The organism is Pseudomonas sp. MLB6B, from assembly GCF_054508135.1.
This window is the reverse complement of the sequence record NZ_CP199313.1, coordinates 2,185,794-2,204,724: the sequence shown is the minus strand read 5'-3', so window position 1 is coordinate 2,204,724 and position 18,931 is coordinate 2,185,794. Positions and strand designations below refer to the sequence as shown.

The window sequence follows — 18,931 nt, the reverse complement described above, 5'->3', positions numbered from 1 at the left end:
CCGTCAAATCCCACCTGGGACGAACGAAGCTCGCCGCCGCAACGCACAAGGGTGCGACGACTTACGACAAATCAATGAGTTGTGACATGGATCTGCGCAATGAGGACGGCCGACATGGGCCGCCTTGGAAACTGCCGGATGTTACCACAACGACCGGGGCGATGGGAGATGCGCCAGGCATGCGAAGCCTGCCGTCCGCGCAGCGCCACCCGCCCCTGCCGGTGCGTCAGTGCAGACGTTTGCGGCATACCAGCTGTGCGATCTTGGCCGTGTCGGGGCGCTCGATGACCCCGCGCTCGGTGACGATGGCATCGATCAGGTCGGCCGGCGTCACATCGAACACCGGGTTGACCACCTCGACCGCCGCCATGCGCTCGCCCGGCGCCTCCAGCAACCCGTCGGGATAGCGCTCTTCCAGCGGGATGTCTTCGCCGCTTTCCAGGTTCAGGTCGATGCTGGTGCTGGGCGCCACCACCATGAAACGCACGCCGTGGTGCATGGCGGCGACGGCCAGCTGGTAGGTGCCGAGCTTGCCCGCGACGTCGCCGTTGGCGGCGATGCAGTCGGCGCCGACGATGACCCAGGTGATGCCCTTGGTCTTCATCAGGTGCGCGGCGGCGGAATCGGCGCACAGGGTCACGGCCACGCCTTCGTTGGCCAGCTCCCAGGCGGTCAGGCGCGAGCCGTGCAACCAGGGTCGGGTTTCGTCGGCATACACCCGCTCGACCATACCTTCAAGCTGCGCCGCGCGGATCACCCCCAGGGCGGTGCCGATACCGCCACAGGCCAGGGCGCCGGCATTGCCGTGGGTGAAGAAGATCTGCTCGCTGCCCTGGTGCCGGCGGATCAGCTCGACGCCGTGCTGGGCCATGGTCAGGTTGGCTTCACGGTCACTGTCGTGGATGGCTACGGCTTCGGCCAGCAGGGCGGCGACCGGGTCTTCGCCAGGGCGCACGCGCAGCCAGCGCTCGCGCATGCGGTTGAGCGCCCAGAACAGGTTGGCGATGGTGGGCCGCGATTCGGCTAGGGCCAGGAAATCTTCCTCCAGCGCCTGCTCCCAATCGTCGCCCTCGGCCAAGCGCTCGCGCATCGCCAGCACCAGGCCGTAGGCCGCGCTGATGCCGATGGCCTGGGCGCCGCGCACGGCCATGCCCTGGATCGCCGACACCACCTGCGCCACCTCGGTGCACGCCAACCACTGCTCCTGCGCGGGCAACAGGCGCTGGTCGAGCAGGTGCAGCGCGCCGTCGCGCCAGCGGATGCTGACCACCTTCTCTGCCGCCAAGAGTCGCTCGCGCATTGCCTTTCCCCGCCGTTCGCCTGTGAAAAACGGCGGAGTATACCGAGCTGTTTCCAGGGGTGCTCGGGAAACCGTCGAGCCGCCTCGCGCTGCGGCCTGCGCGGGAAGCTCAACCCTCTGCCATTGCGGTATACTGCGCGCTTCGCCTAGAACCAGGTACACCCTGCATGCCCAGCGCCGTACCCCCCGTCGATCTGCTGCTCGTTCCGCAATGGCTGGTACCGGTCGAACCTGCGGGTGTCGTGCTCACCGAGCATGCGTTGGGCGTGCGCGACGGCCTGATCGCCTGGATCGGCCCGCGCCATCGGGCGCCGGTGGCCGCTGAGGTGCGCGAACTGCCCGACTGCCTGCTCGCTCCCGGGCTGATCAACGCCCACGGCCATGCCGCCATGAGCCTGTTGCGCGGCTTTGCCGACGACCTGCCACTGATGACCTGGCTCGAACAGCACATTTGGCCGGCGGAAAGCCGCTGGGTCGACGAAGCCTTCGTACGCGACGGCACGGACCTGGCCATCGCCGAGCAACTGCAGGGCGGCGTCACCTGTTTCGCCGACATGTACTTCTTCCCCCGCGAAGCTTGCGACCGCGTGCACCGCAGTGGCATGCGCGCGCAGATCGCCGTGCCCTTGCTGGACTTCGCCATCCCCGGCGCGCGCACCCCCGAAGACGGCCTGCACCAGGCCATCGAGCTGTTCGGCGACCTGCGCCACCACCCGCGCATCAACATCGCCCTGGGCCCGCATGCGCCGTACACGGTCAGCGACGCCAACCTGGAAAAGATCCGCGTCATCGCCGACCAGCTCGATGCACCCTTGCAGATGCACGTGCACGAGACCGCCCGCGAAGTCGAGCAGGCCGTCGAAGAGCACGGCGAACGCCCCTTGGCGCGGCTGTCGCGCCTGGGCCTGCTGGGCCCACGCATGCAGGCGGTGCACATGACCCAGGTCAACGACGACGACCTGGCGCTGCTGGTGGAAAGCAATACCAGCGTGGTGCATTGCCCAGAATCCAACCTGAAGCTGGCCAGCGGTTTCTGCCCGGTGGAGCGGCTGTGGCAGGCGGGCGTCAACGTGGCGGTCGGCACCGACGGTGCGGCCAGCAACAACGACCTCGACCTGCTCGGCGAAACCCGCACCGCCGCGCTGCTGGCCAAGGCCGTCGCCGGTTCGGCCAGCGCCCTGGACGCCCACCGCGCGCTGCGCATGGCCACGCTCAATGGCGCGCGTGCCTTGGGCATGGAGGCCTGCGTCGGCTCGCTGGAAACCGGCAAGGCCGCAGACCTGGTGGCCTTCGACCTCTCGGGCCTTGCCCAACAACCGGTGCACGATCCGGTTTCGCAACTTATTTATGCCACTGGCCGGGATTGTGTACGCCATGTGTGGGTCGAAGGCGAACAACTGCTCGACGACCGCCGCCTGACGCGCATGGACGCCGACGCCCTGGCCGCCATGGCGCGCACCTGGGGCGAGCGCATGCGCGCGGAACGCCCATGACCACCGCCGTTGGCCACCCTTATTAATGAAGCTCTTCCGAGGACCCTTTCCATGAGCAACGTCGATCGCGCCGAAATCGCCAAGTTCGAAGCCCTGGCCCACCGCTGGTGGGACCGCGAGAGCGAGTTCAAGCCACTGCACGACATCAACCCGCTGCGCGTCAACTGGATCGACGAACGCGTGAGCCTGGCCGGCAAGAAGGTGCTCGACGTCGGTTGCGGCGGCGGCATCCTCAGCGAAGCCATGGCCCTGCGCGGCGCCAGCGTGACCGGCATCGACATGGGCGAGGCGCCGTTGTCGGTGGCGCGCCTGCATCAGCTCGAGTCGGGCGTGCAGGTCGAATACCGGCAGATCACCGCCGAGGCCCTGGCCGCCGAGCAGCCGGGGCAATTCGACGTGGTCACCTGCCTGGAAATGCTCGAGCACGTGCCCGACCCGTCGTCGGTGATCGAGGCCTGCAAACGCCTGGTCAAGCCCGGCGGCCAGGTGTTCTTCTCGACCATCAACCGCAACCCCAAGGCCTATCTGCTGGCCATCGTCGGCGCCGAGTACATCCTCAAGATGCTGCCGCGCGGCACCCACGACTTCAAGAAATTCATCCGTCCGTCCGAGCTGGGCGCCTGGGGCCGCAGCGCAGGGCTCGAGGTCAAGGACATCATCGGCCTGACCTACAACCCGCTGACCAAGCACTACAAGCTCAGCAGCGACGTGGACGTCAACTACATGATCCAGACCCTGCGCGAGGAATGAGCATGCGTTTGCGAGCGGTACTCTTCGACATGGACGGCACCCTGCTGGACACCGCGCCCGACTTCATCGCCATCAGCCAGGCCATGCTCGCCGACCGCGGTTTGCCGCCGGTGGCCGATAAAGTGGTGCGTGACGTGATCTCCGGCGGCGCGCGGGCGATGGTCTGCACGACCTTCGGCATCGAACCGGACGATCCGACCTTCGAGCCGCTGCGTCTTGAGTTTCTCGAGCGCTACCAGCGCGATTGCGCGGTGCACAGTCGCCTGTTCGATGGCATGGAGGCCCTGCTCGACGACATCGAGAAAGGCAACCTGCTGTGGGGCGTGGTGACCAACAAGCCTCTGCGCTTCGCCGAACCGATCATGCAGCGCCTGGGCCTGGCCGAACGCTCTGCCCTGTTGATCTGCCCGGACCACGTCAAACGCAGCAAGCCCGACCCCGAGCCGCTGACCCTGGCCTGCGCCACCCTCGATCTGGACCCGGCCAGCGTCTTGTTCGTCGGCGACGATCTGCGCGACATCGAGTCCGGCCGCGATGCCGGTACCCGTACCGCTGCGGTGCGCTACGGCTACATCCACCCCGACGACAACCCCAACCACTGGGGCGCCGACGTGGTGGTGGACCATCCGCTGGAGCTGCGCAAGGTGCTCGACAGCGCCCTGTGCGGCTGCTGAGCCCCTTCACGTTCACCCGATTGCAAGGACACCCGCCATGTTCGACTACACCGCCCGCCCCGAGCTGCTCAAAGACCGCGTGATCCTGGTCACCGGCGCCGGGCGCGGCATCGGCGCCGCGGCCGCCAAGGCCTATGCGGCGCTGGGTGCCACCGTGCTGCTGCTGGGCAAGACCGAGGCCAACCTGAACGAGGTCTACGACCAGATCCAGGCGGCCGGCCACCCCGAAGCGGTGGTCATTCCGTTCAACCTGGAAACCGCACTGCCGCACCAGTACGACGAGCTGGCGGTCATGATCGAGAAGCAGTTCGGGCGCCTCGACGGCCTGCTCAACAACGCCTCGATCATCGGCCCGCGCACGCCTTTGGAGCAGTTGTCGGGCGACCACTTCATGCGGGTGATGCACGTCAACGTCAACGCCACCTTCATGCTCACCAGCACCCTGCTGCCGCTGCTCAAGCTGTCCCAGGACGCGTCGGTGGTGTTCACTTCAAGCAGCGTGGGGCGTGTGGGCCGGGCTTACTGGGGCGCCTATGGCGTGTCGAAGTTCGCCACCGAGGGTCTGATGCAGACCCTGGCCGACGAACTCGAAGGCGTGGCTCCTGTGCGTTCCAACAGCATCAACCCAGGCGGTACGCGCACCAGCATGCGCGCCCAGGCCTACCCCAGCGAAAACCCGCAGAACAACCCGCTGCCCGAAGAGATCATGCCGGTGTACCTGTACCTGATGGGGCCAGACAGCAAGGCCGTGAACGGCCAGGCGCTCAACGCGCAGTAAGCCTAGATGCCAGGGGTGGCTAGCTTGCGCCCCTATTCCCCGGAGTTCGTTTTGCCCGCCATCGCTCTTGTTCGCCTGCTCATGCTCGCCGCCGTCTGGGGGGCGAGCTTTTTGTTCATGCGCATCATCGCGCCGGAACTCGGCGCCCTGCCTACGGCGTTCTTTCGCGTGTCGATCGCCTGCCTGGGCCTGATCGCCATCGTCGCCGCCTCGCCCGCTGGCTGGCACTTCCAGGGCAAGCTCAAGGCCTGCCTGCTGTTGGGCATGATCAACTCCGGCATTCCGGCGACCTTCTACGCGGTGGCTGCGCAAGTGCTGCCGGCCGGCTATTCGGCGATCTTCAATGCCACTACGCCGCTGATGGGCGTGCTGATCGGCGCACTGTTCTTCCAGGAAGCCATGACCCCCGCCAAACTGTGCGGCATCGTGCTGGGCCTGCTCGGCGTCGGCGTGCTCAGCGGCGCAGGGCCGGTGGCGCTGGACGCGACCTTGCTGCAAGGCGCCCTCGCCTGCCTGGCGGCGACCACCTGCTATGGCTTCGCCGGGTACCTGGCGCGGCGTTGGGTCGGCGCCTTGGACAGTCGCCTGTCGGCCCTGGGCAGCATGCTCGGTGCCACCCTGCTGCTGACCCCGGCCTTCGTCTGGAGCATCGCCACACGGCCCCCCGCCAGCTGGGGCGGCTGGCAAGTCTGGGGTTCGCTATTGGGCCTGGGCCTGGTGTGCACGGCCTTCGCCTATGTGCTGTATTTCCGCCTGCTGGGCGAGATTGGCCCGGTCAAGGCCAGCACCGTGACCTTCCTCATTCCGGTGTTCGGCGTGCTGTGGGGCGCGTGGCTGCTGGACGAGCCGCTGTCGCTCGGCCACCTGTACGGCGGCGTGCTGATCGCCATCGCCCTGTGGCTGGTGCTGCGCCCGGCGCGGGCCAGACGCCTGGCCCAAGCATGAGCGAGCACGCCGATCCAGGCTTCTACAAAGTGCTGGTGCGCCTGCCGCACGATGCCAACGGCTACCCCACGTCGTCGGTGGAAGGGCTGTGGGCACACTGCCTGAACGATGTGTACCGGATCGACAGCCTGCCGTTCCATGCCTACGACATCGCCCCAGGCGACCTGGTCAGCGTACGCCGCGAAGGCCAGGTGCTGTGGGTGGACGAAGTACTGCACGCCATCGGCGGCTCCATGCTGCGGGTCCGGGTCAAGGCAGGCGAAGCGCTGGACGACATGCAGACCGCGCTGCAAGCCTTCGCCTGCCCTTGCGAGCTGGAGCGCTCCACGCGCCTGTTGGCGATCCATGTGCCGGCGCAGGTCAGCATCGACCCGCTGCTGTACTTTCTATTGGTACAACGCGAGATCGGCGTGCTGGATTTCGAGGAAGGGGCGTTGCGTCATGCGCTGCCGGACGGATTGCCGCCCGGCTAGCGTGGTAGAACAGGAAGGATCGATCGGACCCGGTCGATCAAGACCGATCGATCAGAACAACCAGCGATACAGCAAGTACGCCACCAGCACCGCCAGGATCGGCCGCAGAATGCGGTAGGCCTTGGGGTTGGCGCGCTTGAACTGCTTCACCTGGGCGCTGAACCGGTTGCTGAAACGCTTGCTCCAGGCATAGGCCTGGTTGATGCCGCCGACGCGCTCGTCGTCGGTGTTCTGCGGTGCGGTGGCGCGGCCCAGGAAGGCGCTGACCTTGCGGTTGAGGCGGGTCATCAACGGGCTGGTGAGCGGGCGCTCGACGTCGCAGAACAGGATCACCCGGGTCATGTCGGTTTCGTTCTTCACCCAGTGCACGTAGGTCTCGTCGAACATCACGTCTTCGCCGTCGCGCCAGGCATAGGCTTGGCCGTCGACGTAGATGCGGCAGTTATCCGAGTTGGGCGTGGACAGCCCCAGGTGGTAGCGCAGGGAACCGGCGAACGGATCGCGGTGCGGGTTGAGGTGGCTGCCGCCGGGCAGCAGGGCGAACATCGCGCCCTTGACGTTGGGAATGCTGCTGACCAGCTCGACGGTGCGCGGGCACAGCGCCTCGGCCGACGGCAGCGGCTTGTCGTACCACTTCAGGTAGAAACGCTTCCAGCCTTTCTTGAAGAACGAGCCGAAGCCTGCGTCGTTGTCTTTTTCGGCGGCGCGGATGTAGCCCTCGTCGAACAGGCGCATGGCCTCGACGCGGATTTCCTGCCAGTTGTCCTTGAGCACGTCCAGCTCGGGAAAGCGCTGGCGGTCCAGGTAGGGCTTGGACGGCACGCCGGAGAACAAGTACATCAACGCGTTGTACGGCGCGAACAGCGCCGAATGGTTGACGAACTGGCGCAGTACCGGCAAACGCGCCTTGCCGCGCAGGTGCACGTACAGCACGCTGGCGAAGAACACCAGCAGGACACCCGCCTTGGCGATGAAGGAAAACGTCATGCAACACTCCTTGGAGAGGAAAAACGGGCGATGGCTGCCAAAAATCGCCGGACATCATAAACCCATCCGCCCGCTGGCAAAACAACCGGGGACGGATGGGTCGGGGCAGGAGTGTGCGGGTTACCGACCACTGCCGCATTGCGCCGGATCAGTGGCCTTGCGCGAGGTGGGGCCTACTGCTGGTTTTCCTGCTCGCTGAACAGGTCGCTGAACAGCATGCTCGACAGGTAGCGCTCGCCGGAGTCGGGCAGGACCACCACGATCGTCTTGCCCTGCATCTCCGGTTTCTCCGCCAGACGCACGGCCGCCGCCATCGCTGCACCGCAGGAAATACCGCAGAGGATGCCCTCCTCCTGCATCAGGCGCAGGGCCATGGCCTTGGACTCCTCGTCGGTGACCGTCACCACCTGGTCGACGATCGACAGGTCGAGGTTCTGCGGCACGAAGCCGGCGCCGATGCCCTGGATCTTGTGCGGGCTGGGTTGCAGTTCCTGGCCGGCCAGGGTCTGGGTGATCAGCGGCGAGCTGGCGGGCTCTACAGCCACACTGGTGATCGGCTTGCCTTGGGTGTGCTTGATGTAGCGGGAAATGCCGGTGATGGTACCGCCGGTGCCGACACCGGCCACCAGCACGTCGACCGCGCCGTCGGTGTCGTTCCAGATTTCCGGGCCGGTGGTCTTTTCATGGATGGCCGGGTTGGCCGGGTTTTCGAACTGGCCCGGCATGTAGTAGGCAGCGGGATCGGAGGCGACGATTTCGGAGGCCTTCTCGATGGCGCCTTTCATGCCCTTGGCGGGCTCGGTGAGCACCAGCTCGGCGCCCAGCGCCTTGAGCACCTTGCGCCGCTCCAGGCTCATCGAGGCCGGCATGGTCAGCAGCAGCTTGTAGCCGCGCGCGGCGGCGACGAACGCCAGACCGATGCCGGTGTTGCCCGAGGTGGGCTCGACCAGGGTCATGCCCGGCTTGAGTTTGCCGCTGGCTTCCGCGTCCCAGACCATGTTCGCGCCGATCCGGCACTTGACCGAATAACCGGGGTTGCGCCCTTCGATCTTGGCCAGGATGGTCACGCCGCGCGGCGCGATGCGGTTGATCTGCACCAGCGGCGTGTTGCCGATGGAGTGGGCATTGTCTGCGTAGATGCGGCTCATGCTGGGTCCTTGTGCAGGCGGTTGAGCCGCCAAGGGTAAGCCTGCCCCGGTAGCCCGTAAAGCCCGTTCGAACTCGCGCGGCGCGTCCAAGGTCAACCGCCTTGTCGCTTCAGGCAATGGATGATGGAGAGTTGTCGATGAAAGCCCGCTACCGTTGGCCGCTGATCGGCGTGGCCACCCTGGTCGTGCTGCTGGTGGCGTTGCACGTGGCGCTGCCGACACTGGTGCGCGACTACCTCAACGACAAACTCGCCGACATGGGCGAGTACCGCGGCCAGGTCAGCGACGTGGACATCGCGCTGTGGCGCGGTGCCTATCAGATCAACGGCCTGAAGATCGTCAAGACCAGCGGCAAGGTGCCGGTGCCACTGCTCGAAGCACCGGTGATCGACATTTCGGTGAGCTGGCATTCGCTGTGGTACGACCAGGCCGTGGTGGCCAAGGTGACCTTCGACCAACCGGTGATCAACTTCGTCGACGGCGGCAGCAAGCAGGCGTCGCAGTCTGGTGGCGGCACCGATTGGCGCCAGCAACTGGACAAGCTGTTGCCCATCACCCTCAACGAAGTGTTGATCCACAACGGCACCCTCAGCTTTCGCAATTTCCAGTCCAAGCCGCCCGTACGCTTGCAGGCCACTCAGCTCGACGCGAGCATCCGTAACCTGACCAACGTGCGCGACCAGCAAGGGCGGCGTGACGCCAGCTTCGACGCCAAAGCGCGGCTGTTCGGCGATGCGCGGGTGGAAAGCAGCGCTACATTCGACCCGTTCAGCGACTTCGACGACTTCGAGTTCCGCCTGCGCGCCAGCGACATCACCCTGCGCCAGCTCAACGACTTCGCCAGCGCCTACGGCAAGTTCGACTTCAACGCCGGCCACGGCGAAGTGGTGATCGAAGCCCAGGCCGAGGACGGCCGCCTGAGCGGCTACATCAAACCCCTACTGCGCGATGTGGAAGTGTTCGACTGGCAGCAGGACGTCGAAAACAAGGACAAGGGTTTCTTCCGCTCGATCTGGGAAGCAGTGGTCGGCGCCGGCCAGAACGTGCTGAAGAACCAACCCAAGAACCAGTTCGCCACCCGCGTGAACCTAAGCGGCAGCGTGCACCAGCAGGACATCAGCGCCTTCCAGGCCTTCCTGCAGATCTTGCGCAACGGCTTCGTGCAGGCGTTCAACGCCCGCTACGAACAGCCCAAGCCCGACACCGACTGACCACCCGCCAACCTGCTCAGGCCGCATTTGCAGCCTGGGCGGCGGCGGTTATAGTCGCTGCCATTGCCCATTTCCGCCCGAGGACCGTTTCGATGAAATTTGAAGGGACCCGCGACTACGTCGCCACCGACGACCTTAAACTCGCGGTCAACGCTTCGATCACCTTGCAGCGCCCGTTGTTGGTAAAGGGCGAGCCGGGCACCGGCAAGACCCTGCTCGCCGAGCAACTGGCCGCCTCGTTCGGCGCGCGCCTGATCACCTGGCACATCAAGTCGACCACCAAGGCCCAGCAAGGCCTGTACGAGTACGACGCGGTCAGCCGCCTGCGCGACTCGCAACTGGGCGTGGACAAGGTCCACGACGTGCGCAACTACCTGAAGAAGGGCAAACTCTGGGAGGCGTTCGAGGCCGACGAGCGCGTGGTATTGCTGATCGACGAGATCGACAAGGCCGACATCGAGTTTCCCAACGACCTGTTGCAGGAACTCGACCGCATGGAGTTCTACGTCTACGAGACCGACGAGACCATCAAGGCGCGCCATCGCCCGATCATCATCATCACCTCGAACAACGAGAAGGAGCTGCCGGACGCCTTCCTGCGCCGCTGCTTCTTCCACTACATCGCCTTCCCCGACCGCGCCACCCTGCAACGCATCGTCGATGTGCACTACCCGAACATCAGCACGTCTCTGGTCAGCGAAGCGCTGGACGTGTTCTTCGACGTGCGCAAGGTGCCGGGCCTGAAGAAGAAGCCTTCCACTTCGGAGCTGGTCGACTGGCTCAAGCTGTTAATGGCCGACAACATCGGCGAGGCCGTGCTGCGCGAGCGCAACCCGAGCAAGGCGATTCCACCGCTGGCAGGCGCCCTGGTGAAGAACGAGCAGGACGTGCAACTGCTCGAGCGCCTGGCGTTCATGAGCCGTCGCGGCAACCGCTGAGGAACCTGGCCCATGCTGCTCAACCTGTTCACCGAACTGCGCGCGGCCAAGGTGCCGGTGTCGTTGCGCGAACTGCTCGACCTGCATGCTGCCCTGGAGCGGCACGTGGTGTTCGCCGACATGGAGCAGTTCTATTTCCTGGCGCGCACCATTCTGGTCAAGGACGAGCGGCATTTCGACAAGTTCGACCGTGCCTTCGGCGCGTATTTCGATGGCTTGACCGACCTCGACCGGCATCTGGAAGCGCTGATTCCAGAAGACTGGCTACGCAAGGAGTTCGAACGTTCGCTGAGCGCCGAGGAGCGGGCGCAGATCCAGTCCCTGGGCGGCCTGGACACGCTGATCGAAGCGTTCAAGCAGCGCCTGGCCGAGCAGAAGGAACGCCATGCCGGCGGCAGCAAATGGATCGGCACCGGCGGCACCAGCCCGTTCGGATCGGGGGGCTACAACCCCGAGGGCATCCGCGTGGGCGATGCCGGCGAGCGCCAGGGCAAGGCGGTCAAGGTGTGGGAACAGCGCGACTACCAGAACCTCGACGATCAGGTCGAACTGGGCACGCGCAACATCAAGCTGGCACTGCGCCGCCTGCGCAAGTTCGCCCGGCAAGGCGCGGCGGACGAGTTCGACATCGACGGCACCATCGACCAGACGGCGCGCGACGGCGGGCTGCTCAACATCCAGATGCGCCCCGAGCGGCGCAACGCGGTGAAGCTGCTATTGCTGTTCGACATTGGCGGCTCCATGGACGCCCATGTGCAGGTCTGCGAAGAGCTGTTTTCGGCCTGCCGCAGCGAGTTCAAGCACCTGGAGTACTACTACTTCCACAACTTCGTCTACGAGTCGGTATGGAAGAACAACCAGCGGCGTAACAGCGAGCGAATGGGCACCTATGACCTGCTGCACAAATACGGCGACGACTACTGTGTGATCTTCGTCGGCGACGCGGCCATGGCGCCTTATGAAATCACCCAGCCGGGGGGCAGCGTCGAGCACTGGAACGAGGAAGCCGGCTACGTGTGGATGCAGCGGGTGCTGGAGAAATTCAGCAAGGTCATCTGGATCAACCCCTATCCCACTCGCGCTTGGGACTATACGACCTCGATCGGGCTGGTGCGCGAGATGCTGGAGGGGCGGATGTTTCCCATGACCCTGCAAGGTCTGGAGGAAGGGATCAAGCGTCTGTAGAGGCGGGCGGCTTGGTGCTGCGATTGGCTGCGGTGGCCGGTACCGCCGGCTCGGTGGCCGCGACTATCTCCAGCGGAAAGTGAGCGGCGCTTGGATTTGGGGCGGCTTTGCCGCCCATCGCGACTAAAGTCGCTCCTACAGGGAGGCGCGTACCTCCAAAGATGCACTATGGACTGTGGGGCGGCTTTTGCCGCCTATCGCGACTAAAGTCGCTCCTACAGGGAGGCGTGTATCTCCAAAGATGCACTGTGGACTGTGGGAGCGGCTTAAGCCGCGATGGGCCGCAACGCGGCCCTAATCCTGGCACTGCGTCGTTACTAGGTTGGTTCAGGCCAAACGTGCCGACCCTCTCGACTGCTCGGAGCATCGGACCGGCCGTTCGTACAAGCGCCCGCTCAGGCTTGAGCCGCTTTCAAGGCATCCAGGGCAGGCTCGGCGACGATACCCACTTTGGTCGCAAGCTCCAGCACACGTGGCAAGTCATTGCGTGTCACGATCACCATCTGCAACGGGTCGTCGAGCAGTTGGCTAAAGTTCAGCAGCACATAGCCTCCACCCTCTTTATTCAGCGCCGCCATCTGCACCTGGATGCGGTTGAGCGCGGTCAATGGCTCCGTACGGGCCAGTTGCTTGGGCTTGAGGTTGAACGCCACACCCTGGTCGAACGAGCCGCTGATGGCCTCAAACAGTTGCTGATAGGTCTCGGCCTGGAACAGCACGGTATCGGGTAGGCTGCCGACCACGACCCACTCGCCCAAAGCCATGGGGAAGCTGTCGTCGTAATTGATGTCGGGGTTGGCGGCAAGAAAAGCCGCTGGGTCGGCGTAGGCCTGTGCCGCTTCGTCGGCGATGCGGTCGATGTCCTCGTCGGGCATGCAGCCCGCACCGATGAGGCTGATGAGTTCGCGCAACGAGTTCTTCATGTGGGGGTAGCCTGGCAAAGTGAAAAGGCGCCAAGGATACCCCTGGGTGGGTCAGTCGGCCAGCGCTTGCAGGCGCGCCATGGCTTCCACTGCCCCCATGGTCTGCGCCGCAACCAAGGCCGTCGCACCGCGTGCGTCCCGATGGGCGGGATCGGCGCCGCGGCTCAGCAGGAACTCGAGGATGTCCATACGGTTGAACATCGCCGCCAGCATCAGGGCGGTACGGCCGTCGGCAGCGGCGGCATCGACCGGCACGCCGTGCTCGAGCAGCAGCTTGATCATCGGCAGATCGCCTTTGAACGCAGCGCCGGCGATCGGCATTTGCCCGTTGTCATTGGCCAGCAGTGGGTCGGCGCCATGTTTGAGCAGGACCTGGACTGCCTGGAAGTGGCCGTGGTAGCTGGCCAGCATCAACAGGCTGTCGCCCTTGCCGTTACGCAGGTTGACCGGCAGGCCGCTGTCGAGCAAACGCTCCAGCAGGTCGGCATCGCCACTGCGTGCACAGTTGAACACCTGTTCGGCGAACGCAGCGGTTTCTTCTTCGGTCATGGTGGCAGGGGCAGCGTCTTGCATCGTGATTCTCCTGGCAGATTGTTCACCCAATGATCTGTCAGGCCACGGCCTACGGACAAAGGTTCAGAAACTATCGGAATGAAAGAGGCAGGCTATCTGACATCGCAGCATTGCAAAATGCACTGTGCAAAATGCATGACCTTGCAGCCTGCATGGGGCGCACATTTCTGAAACATTGCAAGCGATTGATTTTATTGGAATTTTTAAAGAATACGAAGCTGGCATGGTCACTGCAACGTTAGAGGACAGAATCTGCAACCTCTAACGCTCAGGAGTCACCATGGACCTCATTCAGCAAAAATTCACTTCCGTCTTCCCAGGCTATCAAGTCAGCACCCAGCCTCGCCCGGACGGCGGCGTTCTGCTGACCCTGCGCGCTGCCGACAACAAAGTTAGCCGCCGCGTGCTGTCCTACGCTCAACTGCACAGCGCCGAGCAATTGTCCTGGGCCATCAGCGCCATCCGCCGTGATCTGGCCGAACAAGCCAGCGAACTGCCGGTGATCTCGATGTTGCAAAGCCAACAACGTTTTGCGCTGCCGACCTACCGCTAAGCTCTACCGCGCATGACGTGGGGCCATGTCTATGGCCCCTTAGAGGCTTCAGAGTTCATCCATTCCAGGAAATTCACTGGGCTTGGCACCGTTGCCACATACCAGCATGCTGTCCCCCTCCTTCTCCAGCAAGCGCACTGCGACACAGAACGGTCGATCTCCCAGGCTCAGCCAACGACCGCTGCCAGCGGGAATCCGTAGGGAATCGCCGCGCTCGCACAGCACTGCAAATACCCACTCTCCATGGCGCACCACCAATTGCGCACGCCCGCTGACGACTACGAAAACTTCCTCGACTGGGTATGCATGTTCCTCTTCGCCTGCCTGCGGCCGGCCTTCATCGCCATCGCAGTCGAGCACATCGAAGGCTGTGCAACCTTGCGCACCGAGTAGCACTTCAAGCTCATGCCCAAGCACCTGGACGACCGCTTCGCGACCACCGCCGGGACGAGGCCGTGCGCCCAACACGTGCTGGCTGAATTCCAGTCCATGCTCGGCCAAGGTGGCAGCGATGTCGGTGGCATGGGTCAGGACCTTGTTCGGTTGCTCGGGCGTGTAGCGGTGATAGACGCTGAGAATGCTCATCGCGGGGTTCTCCGGGTGGCGTTCAGGGCGAACGCGGTGATCGAGGCGGCCGCCAGCGCAGCGAGGCTGGCTACGGCGAAGGTAAAGGTGGCGCCCAGCAGATTCCAGGCGTAACCGGCGTACAGCGCGCCCAAGGCGCCGCCGGTGCCGGACAATGCGGCATACAGGGCCTGGCCCTGACCCTGCTGGCGCGCACCGAAGCTGGCCTGCACGAAAGCGATGCTGGCTGCGTGGAAACAGCCGAAGGTCGCCGCGTGCAGCAGTTGCGTCAGCAGCAGCACGGCCGGTACGTCGGCCAGGGTGCCGAGCAATGCCCAACGCAGCGCCGCCAATAGGAAACTGCCCAGCAGCAGGCTTTGGATCGACACACGGGCGAACAGGCGGCCCATCAGCAGGAACATCAGCACTTCGGCGACCACGCCCAGCGCCCACAGCAAGCCGATGGCGCCGCGCTCGTAACCCAAATGCTGCAAGTGCAAGCTGAGGAAGGTGTAGTACGGCCCATGGCTGAGCTGCATCAGCGCCACGCAGACGTAGAACGGCAACACTCCTGGCGCGCGCAACTGCCGCACGAAACCCTCGGCGCAGCGCCGTTCGCCCTGTTCCACCGGCTGCGCGTTGGGCACCCACAGGCTGGCGAGCAGAATGCCGCCCATGATCGCCACCACCGTCCAGGGGTAGGCGTCCAACCGCACGTATTCGAACAGCCGACCCAGGCCGACCACCGCAATGATGAAGCCCACCGAGCCCCACAGGCGCACTTGGCTGTAGCGTCCCGTTTGCCCATGCAGGTGCGCCAGGGTGATGACTTCGAACTGCGGCAGCACCGCGTGCCAGAAGAACGCGTGCAAGGCCATCACCAGCGCCAGCCAGGCGTAGCTGTGGCCGAAGAAGATCAGCGAGAAACTGGCCAGGGTGCACAACGCGCCCAAGCGTACGATCAACAGGCGCCGACCGGTCCGGTCGCCCAGCCAGCCCCACAGGTTGGGCGCCAGGCAGCGCATCAGCATGGGGATGGCCACCAGTTCGCCGATGCGTGCCGGAGCGAAGCCTAGGTGGTCGAAGTACAACGCCAGGAACGGCGCCGTGGCGCCCAGCAGGGCGAAATAGCAGAGGTAGAAGCTGGACAGCCGCCAGTAGGGAATGCTGGGCATGGGCTCCACGTCGGGGCAAGGCGACGACCGGTGCGGGCCATCGCGAGGGTGATGCCGGCAGGCCCGACTTCGCCCGCCCTGCCGATTGTGCTCAGGCTTGGCCGAGTACCGGGGTGGTGACGCGCACCTCGGCGTTCTGGCCACGGTGGCGCAGCAGGTGGTCCATCAGCACGATCGCCATCATTGCCTCGGCGATGGGCGTGGCGCGGATGCCGACGCACGGATCGTGGCGGCCCTTGGTGACCATCTCCAAGGCATTGCCGTCGGCGTCGATCGAGCGGCCCGGTACGGTGATGCTCGATGTGGGCTTGAGCGCCAGGTGCGCGACGATCGGCTGGCCGGAGGAAATGCCGCCGAGAATGCCGCCGGCGTTGTTGCTCAGGAAGCCTTCCGGGGTCAGCTCGTCGCGGTGCTCGCTGCCGCGCTGGGCGACGCTGGCGAAGCCTGCGCCGATCTCAACGCCCTTGACCGCGTTGATGCTCATCAGCGCATGGGCAAGCTCGGCGTCGAGGCGGTCGAAGATCGGCTCGCCCAGCCCCGGTAGCACGCCCTCGGCCACCACGGTGATCTTGGCCCCGACCGAATCCTGGTCACGGCGCAGCTGGTCCATGTAGGCCTCCAGCTCCGGCACCTTGGCAGGGTCAGGGCTGAAGAAGGCGTTCTGCTCGACACTGTCCCAGCCTTTGAACGGAATTTCGATGGGGCCGAGCTGGCTCATGTAGCCGCGCACCCGAATGCCTTGGGTGGCCAGGTACTTCTTGGCGATGGCGCCGGCGGCCACGCGCATGGCGGTTTCCCGCGCCGAGCTGCGACCGCCGCCGCGGTAGTCGCGGGTGCCGTACTTGTGGTGGTAGGTGTAGTCTGCGTGGGCCGGGCGGAACAGGTCCTTGATCGCCGAGTAGTCCTTGGACTTCTGGTCGGTGTTGCGGATCAGCAGGCCGATCGAGCAGCCAGTGGTGCGCCCCTCGAAGACCCCGGAGAGGATTTCCACCTCATCGGCTTCCTGGCGTTGGGTGGTGTGCCGACTGGTGCCGGGCTTGCGCCGATCGAGGTCGTGCTGCAGGTCGGCCAGGGACAGTTCGAGGCCCGGAGGGCACCCATCGACAATGGCGACCAACGCCGGGCCATGGCTTTCGCCTGCGGTGGTGACAGTGAACAGCTTGCCGTAGGTATTGCCGGACATGGGCGCTCCGCGAATCTGCCTGAAGTGAACGAAGCGCAGCAGTATACGGAAAATGGCCGGGGTCGGCGCTGCCGTTTGGTCATGCTGGCCTGACTCGGCCCAGGTGCCTGAACCCCACGCCAGAACCTTCGGCAGGCGCCTCGGTCAGAACAGCATCTCTCCATGTAGCGCCCTTCCATGCCTTCGCGTCTCGTCGCTGTGCTCCTGCTGTGCCTGTTCGCCCCCCTCTCCTACGCCGCGGCGCCGACCGTGTCGCAACGCCCGATCGAGCTCGACACCGGCCAGGGCGTGCTGCATGGCAGCCTGCTGTTGCCGCAGCAGGACACGCCACCGCCGGTGGTGCTGATCATTCCCGGTTCCGGCCCCACCGACCGCGACGGCAACAATCCCGCCTCGGGCCGGGTCGACAACCTCAAGCGTCTGGCCCTGCTACTGGCCAAGCAGCACATCGCCAGTGTGCGCTACGACAAACGGGGCGTTGCCGCGAGCCAGCCGGCCACGCCCGACGAGCGCGACCTGAGTGTCGAGCGCTACGTGGCCGACGCCGTCGCCTGGGGCCGCCAGTTGCGCGCCGATCCGCGCTTCGGACCGCTGATCATCGTCGGCCACAGCGAGGGCGCGCTGATCGCCAGCCTCGCCGCCGAAGACGCCGGCGCCAGCGCCGTGATCACCCTGGCCGGCAGCGGTCGGCCCATCGCCCAGGTGCTGCGCGAGCAACTGGCCAAGCGCTTGAACCCGGCCGACATGCTGCGCGGCAACCTGCTGCTCGACCGCCTGCAAGCCGGCCAGACCAGCCTCGATGTGCCCAGACCCTTGCGCCAGGCCTTCCGCCCAAGCGTGCAGCCTTACGTGATTTCCCTGTTGCGCCAGGACCCCGCCGCCGCTTTCGGCCGCCTGAAGATACCGGCCCTGATCGTCCAGGGCCGCAACGACGTACAGGTCGAAGTGCTCGATGCCGAGAAGCTGCAAGCGGCCAAACCCGATGCGCAGTTGGTGTTGATCGACGGCATGAACCACATGCTGCGCATCAGCCCACGGGACATGAGCGAACAGCGCGACAGCTACAGCAACCCGGAACTGCCCCTGGCCCGAGAGCTGGGCGAGCGCGTGGTGGCCTTCATCCGCGCCCTGCCCCAGGACTGAGCGGCAGCCCTCAGGTTGCGGCGCGGGCGGCCGATAACCCGGCATCGATGCTGGAGCGCGCCGCCCCGCCCTGCTCCACGCACCGCCGACCTGTACTCGAGGATTTCCCATGACCGCCGCCCCCACCGGCGCTGAACCTGCCGCCGCGCCGCAGGACCCGCCCAGCGCGCCCCTGCCCTGGGCCGACGCCGCCGCCGAACACTTCCAGCTACTGCGCCTGAGCCCGCTGCCCACCGACCGCCACGGCGCGCACCCGCTGCGCTTCGTGCAGTTCGGCCATGTGGAAAGGCACAGCCCGGCCCACAGCTTGCTGCGCCTGGAGATCCGCCTGCCAGGTCAGATGACGCACAAGGAGCAGAACCGCCTGGACGTGCGCGTCGACCACGGTCTGCGCCAGGTGCTGCTGGGCGGTGGCCAGAGCTTGAACCTGGAGCCGAGCAACCGCGGCCTGGGTCGTTTCCTGCTGGCCCAGGCCGGCAAATGGCTGCAAGGGCGCTGGCCCGATTACCGGATCGAATCGCTTGAACTGCCGGCGCGCGACGCCATGAACGACGACCTGCGCCTGCGCCGTGATCAGGTGCTGCGCAGTTTCGGCCTGGAGATCGCCTACGCCGACGGCCAGCCGACCAAGGGTCACACCCTCGACAGCGTGGTCAGCCAGTTGCGGCCTTACTGGAACGAGGAAAAGGTACAGGCCCTGCAGGTGCTCGACAGCGCGGCGATGCTGCAGCAGGCCGAACAGCAGCTGCAGGAGATGACGGCGCAGTTGCGCGAACGGGAAGAACGCATGGCGCGGGTCGAGCGCGAAGACAGCGGCCTGCGCTTCACCATCACCTGCCTGGTGGCCTTCGCGGTGTTCCAGGCCGGCCTGCTGATTTTCATCGCGACCCGCTGAACACTGCGAGTGCTGTGCCACGCCGCTGTATGTCGCCCAC

20 protein-coding genes are annotated in these 18,931 nt (G+C 65.4%); 12 read left to right on the top strand and 8 right to left on the bottom strand.

From position 1 onward, the window contains the following. Positions 1-226: 226 nt before the first annotated feature. On the bottom strand, positions 227-1,300 hold the full coding sequence (gene mtnA / locus ACSMEV_RS09730; RefSeq protein ID WP_459208201.1) for an S-methyl-5-thioribose-1-phosphate isomerase: 1,074 nt from the start codon (positions 1,298-1,300) through the stop codon (positions 227-229). Between the two features lie 167 nt (positions 1,301-1,467). Here mtnA and ACSMEV_RS09725 point away from each other — a divergent pair, with 167 nt between their 5' ends. The 6 genes from ACSMEV_RS09725 to ACSMEV_RS09700 are packed head-to-tail and all read left to right on the top strand — an operon-like array spanning position 1,468 to position 6,413. Continuing rightward, positions 1,468-2,793, top strand: a complete 1,326-nt coding sequence (locus ACSMEV_RS09725; RefSeq protein WP_459208200.1) for a TRZ/ATZ family hydrolase — start codon at positions 1,468-1,470, stop codon at positions 2,791-2,793. A 51-nt stretch (positions 2,794-2,844) separates the two neighbouring features. After that, positions 2,845-3,543, top strand: coding sequence for a bifunctional 2-polyprenyl-6-hydroxyphenol methylase/3-demethylubiquinol 3-O-methyltransferase UbiG (gene ubiG, locus ACSMEV_RS09720; protein ID WP_314490307.1), 699 nt, complete (start codon positions 2,845-2,847; stop codon positions 3,541-3,543). Between the two features lie 2 nt (positions 3,544-3,545). Continuing rightward, positions 3,546-4,217 carry an N-acetylmuramic acid 6-phosphate phosphatase MupP gene (gene mupP / locus ACSMEV_RS09715; RefSeq protein ID WP_459208199.1) on the top strand — a complete coding sequence of 224 codons (672 nt, stop codon included), beginning with the start codon at positions 3,546-3,548 and terminating at the stop codon, positions 4,215-4,217. A gap of 37 nt (positions 4,218-4,254) precedes the next feature. After that, complete coding sequence (locus ACSMEV_RS09710; protein WP_459208198.1) at positions 4,255-4,995, top strand: YciK family oxidoreductase; 741 nt, start codon at positions 4,255-4,257, stop codon at positions 4,993-4,995. Between the two features lie 51 nt (positions 4,996-5,046). Further along, the gene (locus tag ACSMEV_RS09705; protein ID WP_459208319.1) at positions 5,047-5,940 is read left to right on the top strand and encodes a DMT family transporter; all 894 of its coding nucleotides are present in this window, start codon (positions 5,047-5,049) and stop codon (positions 5,938-5,940) included. Beyond that, positions 5,937-6,413 carry a DUF4265 domain-containing protein gene (locus tag ACSMEV_RS09700; protein WP_459208197.1) on the top strand — a complete coding sequence of 159 codons (477 nt, stop codon included), beginning with the start codon at positions 5,937-5,939 and terminating at the stop codon, positions 6,411-6,413. The genes ACSMEV_RS09705 and ACSMEV_RS09700 overlap by 4 nt, the downstream gene beginning before the upstream one ends. 51 nt (positions 6,414-6,464) lie before the next feature. Here the strand turns inward: ACSMEV_RS09700 and ACSMEV_RS09695 are convergent, their stop codons facing one another. Together ACSMEV_RS09695 and cysK are read right to left on the bottom strand one after the other, a co-directional pair. Beyond that, entirely contained in the window at positions 6,465-7,400 is a 936-nt protein-coding gene (locus ACSMEV_RS09695; protein WP_459208196.1) for an aspartyl/asparaginyl beta-hydroxylase domain-containing protein, read from the bottom strand. Between the two features lie 173 nt (positions 7,401-7,573). After that, positions 7,574-8,548: a cysteine synthase A gene (cysK, locus tag ACSMEV_RS09690; protein ID WP_459208195.1), complete on the bottom strand. Its 975-nt coding sequence runs from the start codon at positions 8,546-8,548 to the stop codon at positions 7,574-7,576. A 137-nt stretch (positions 8,549-8,685) separates the two neighbouring features. Here cysK and ACSMEV_RS09685 point away from each other — a divergent pair, with 137 nt between their 5' ends. The 3 genes from ACSMEV_RS09685 (at position 8,686) to ACSMEV_RS09675 (ending at position 11,882) form a co-directional block, all read left to right on the top strand. Then, positions 8,686-9,759, top strand: coding sequence for a DUF748 domain-containing protein (locus ACSMEV_RS09685; protein WP_459208194.1), 1,074 nt, complete (start codon positions 8,686-8,688; stop codon positions 9,757-9,759). A gap of 92 nt (positions 9,760-9,851) precedes the next feature. Further along, positions 9,852-10,697, top strand: a complete 846-nt coding sequence (locus ACSMEV_RS09680; RefSeq protein ID WP_459208193.1) for an AAA family ATPase — start codon at positions 9,852-9,854, stop codon at positions 10,695-10,697. Positions 10,698-10,709: 12 nt separating this feature from the next. Then, the gene (locus ACSMEV_RS09675; protein WP_459208192.1) at positions 10,710-11,882 is read left to right on the top strand and encodes a vWA domain-containing protein; all 1,173 of its coding nucleotides are present in this window, start codon (positions 10,710-10,712) and stop codon (positions 11,880-11,882) included. Between the two features lie 395 nt (positions 11,883-12,277). Here the strand turns inward: ACSMEV_RS09675 and ACSMEV_RS09670 are convergent, their stop codons facing one another. Continuing rightward, on the bottom strand, positions 12,278-12,805 hold the full coding sequence (locus ACSMEV_RS09670; protein WP_459208191.1) for a hypothetical protein: 528 nt from the start codon (positions 12,803-12,805) through the stop codon (positions 12,278-12,280). A gap of 51 nt (positions 12,806-12,856) precedes the next feature. After that, positions 12,857-13,378 (bottom strand): ankyrin repeat domain-containing protein, encoded by a 522-nt coding sequence (locus ACSMEV_RS09665; protein ID WP_459208190.1) that lies wholly within the window; start codon positions 13,376-13,378, stop codon positions 12,857-12,859. Between the two features lie 280 nt (positions 13,379-13,658). On the opposite strand from ACSMEV_RS09665, the gene ACSMEV_RS09660 reads away from it, so the two are divergent. After that, entirely contained in the window at positions 13,659-13,931 is a 273-nt protein-coding gene (locus ACSMEV_RS09660) for a DUF3509 domain-containing protein (RefSeq protein WP_296265188.1), read from the top strand. Between the two features lie 48 nt (positions 13,932-13,979). Here the strand turns inward: ACSMEV_RS09660 and ACSMEV_RS09655 are convergent, their stop codons facing one another. The 3 genes from ACSMEV_RS09655 to aroC all read right to left on the bottom strand — a co-directional run bounded on the left by ACSMEV_RS09655 (position 13,980) and on the right by aroC (position 16,853). Beyond that, positions 13,980-14,516 carry a cupin domain-containing protein gene (locus ACSMEV_RS09655; RefSeq protein ID WP_459208189.1) on the bottom strand — a complete coding sequence of 179 codons (537 nt, stop codon included), beginning with the start codon at positions 14,514-14,516 and terminating at the stop codon, positions 13,980-13,982. Then, positions 14,513-15,670, bottom strand: a complete 1,158-nt coding sequence (locus ACSMEV_RS09650; RefSeq protein WP_459208188.1) for an MFS transporter — start codon at positions 15,668-15,670, stop codon at positions 14,513-14,515. Before ACSMEV_RS09650 ends, ACSMEV_RS09655 begins: the two co-directional genes overlap by 4 nt. 91 nt (positions 15,671-15,761) lie before the next feature. Then, positions 15,762-16,853 (bottom strand): chorismate synthase, encoded by a 1,092-nt coding sequence (gene aroC / locus ACSMEV_RS09645; RefSeq protein ID WP_459208187.1) that lies wholly within the window; start codon positions 16,851-16,853, stop codon positions 15,762-15,764. Positions 16,854-17,030: 177 nt separating this feature from the next. Here aroC and ACSMEV_RS09640 point away from each other — a divergent pair, with 177 nt between their 5' ends. After that, the gene (locus ACSMEV_RS09640; RefSeq protein WP_459208186.1) at positions 17,031-17,996 is read left to right on the top strand and encodes an alpha/beta hydrolase; all 966 of its coding nucleotides are present in this window, start codon (positions 17,031-17,033) and stop codon (positions 17,994-17,996) included. Positions 17,997-18,105: 109 nt separating this feature from the next. Then, complete coding sequence (locus tag ACSMEV_RS09635; RefSeq protein ID WP_459208185.1) at positions 18,106-18,891, top strand: hypothetical protein; 786 nt, start codon at positions 18,106-18,108, stop codon at positions 18,889-18,891. Positions 18,892-18,931 lie beyond the last annotated feature (40 nt).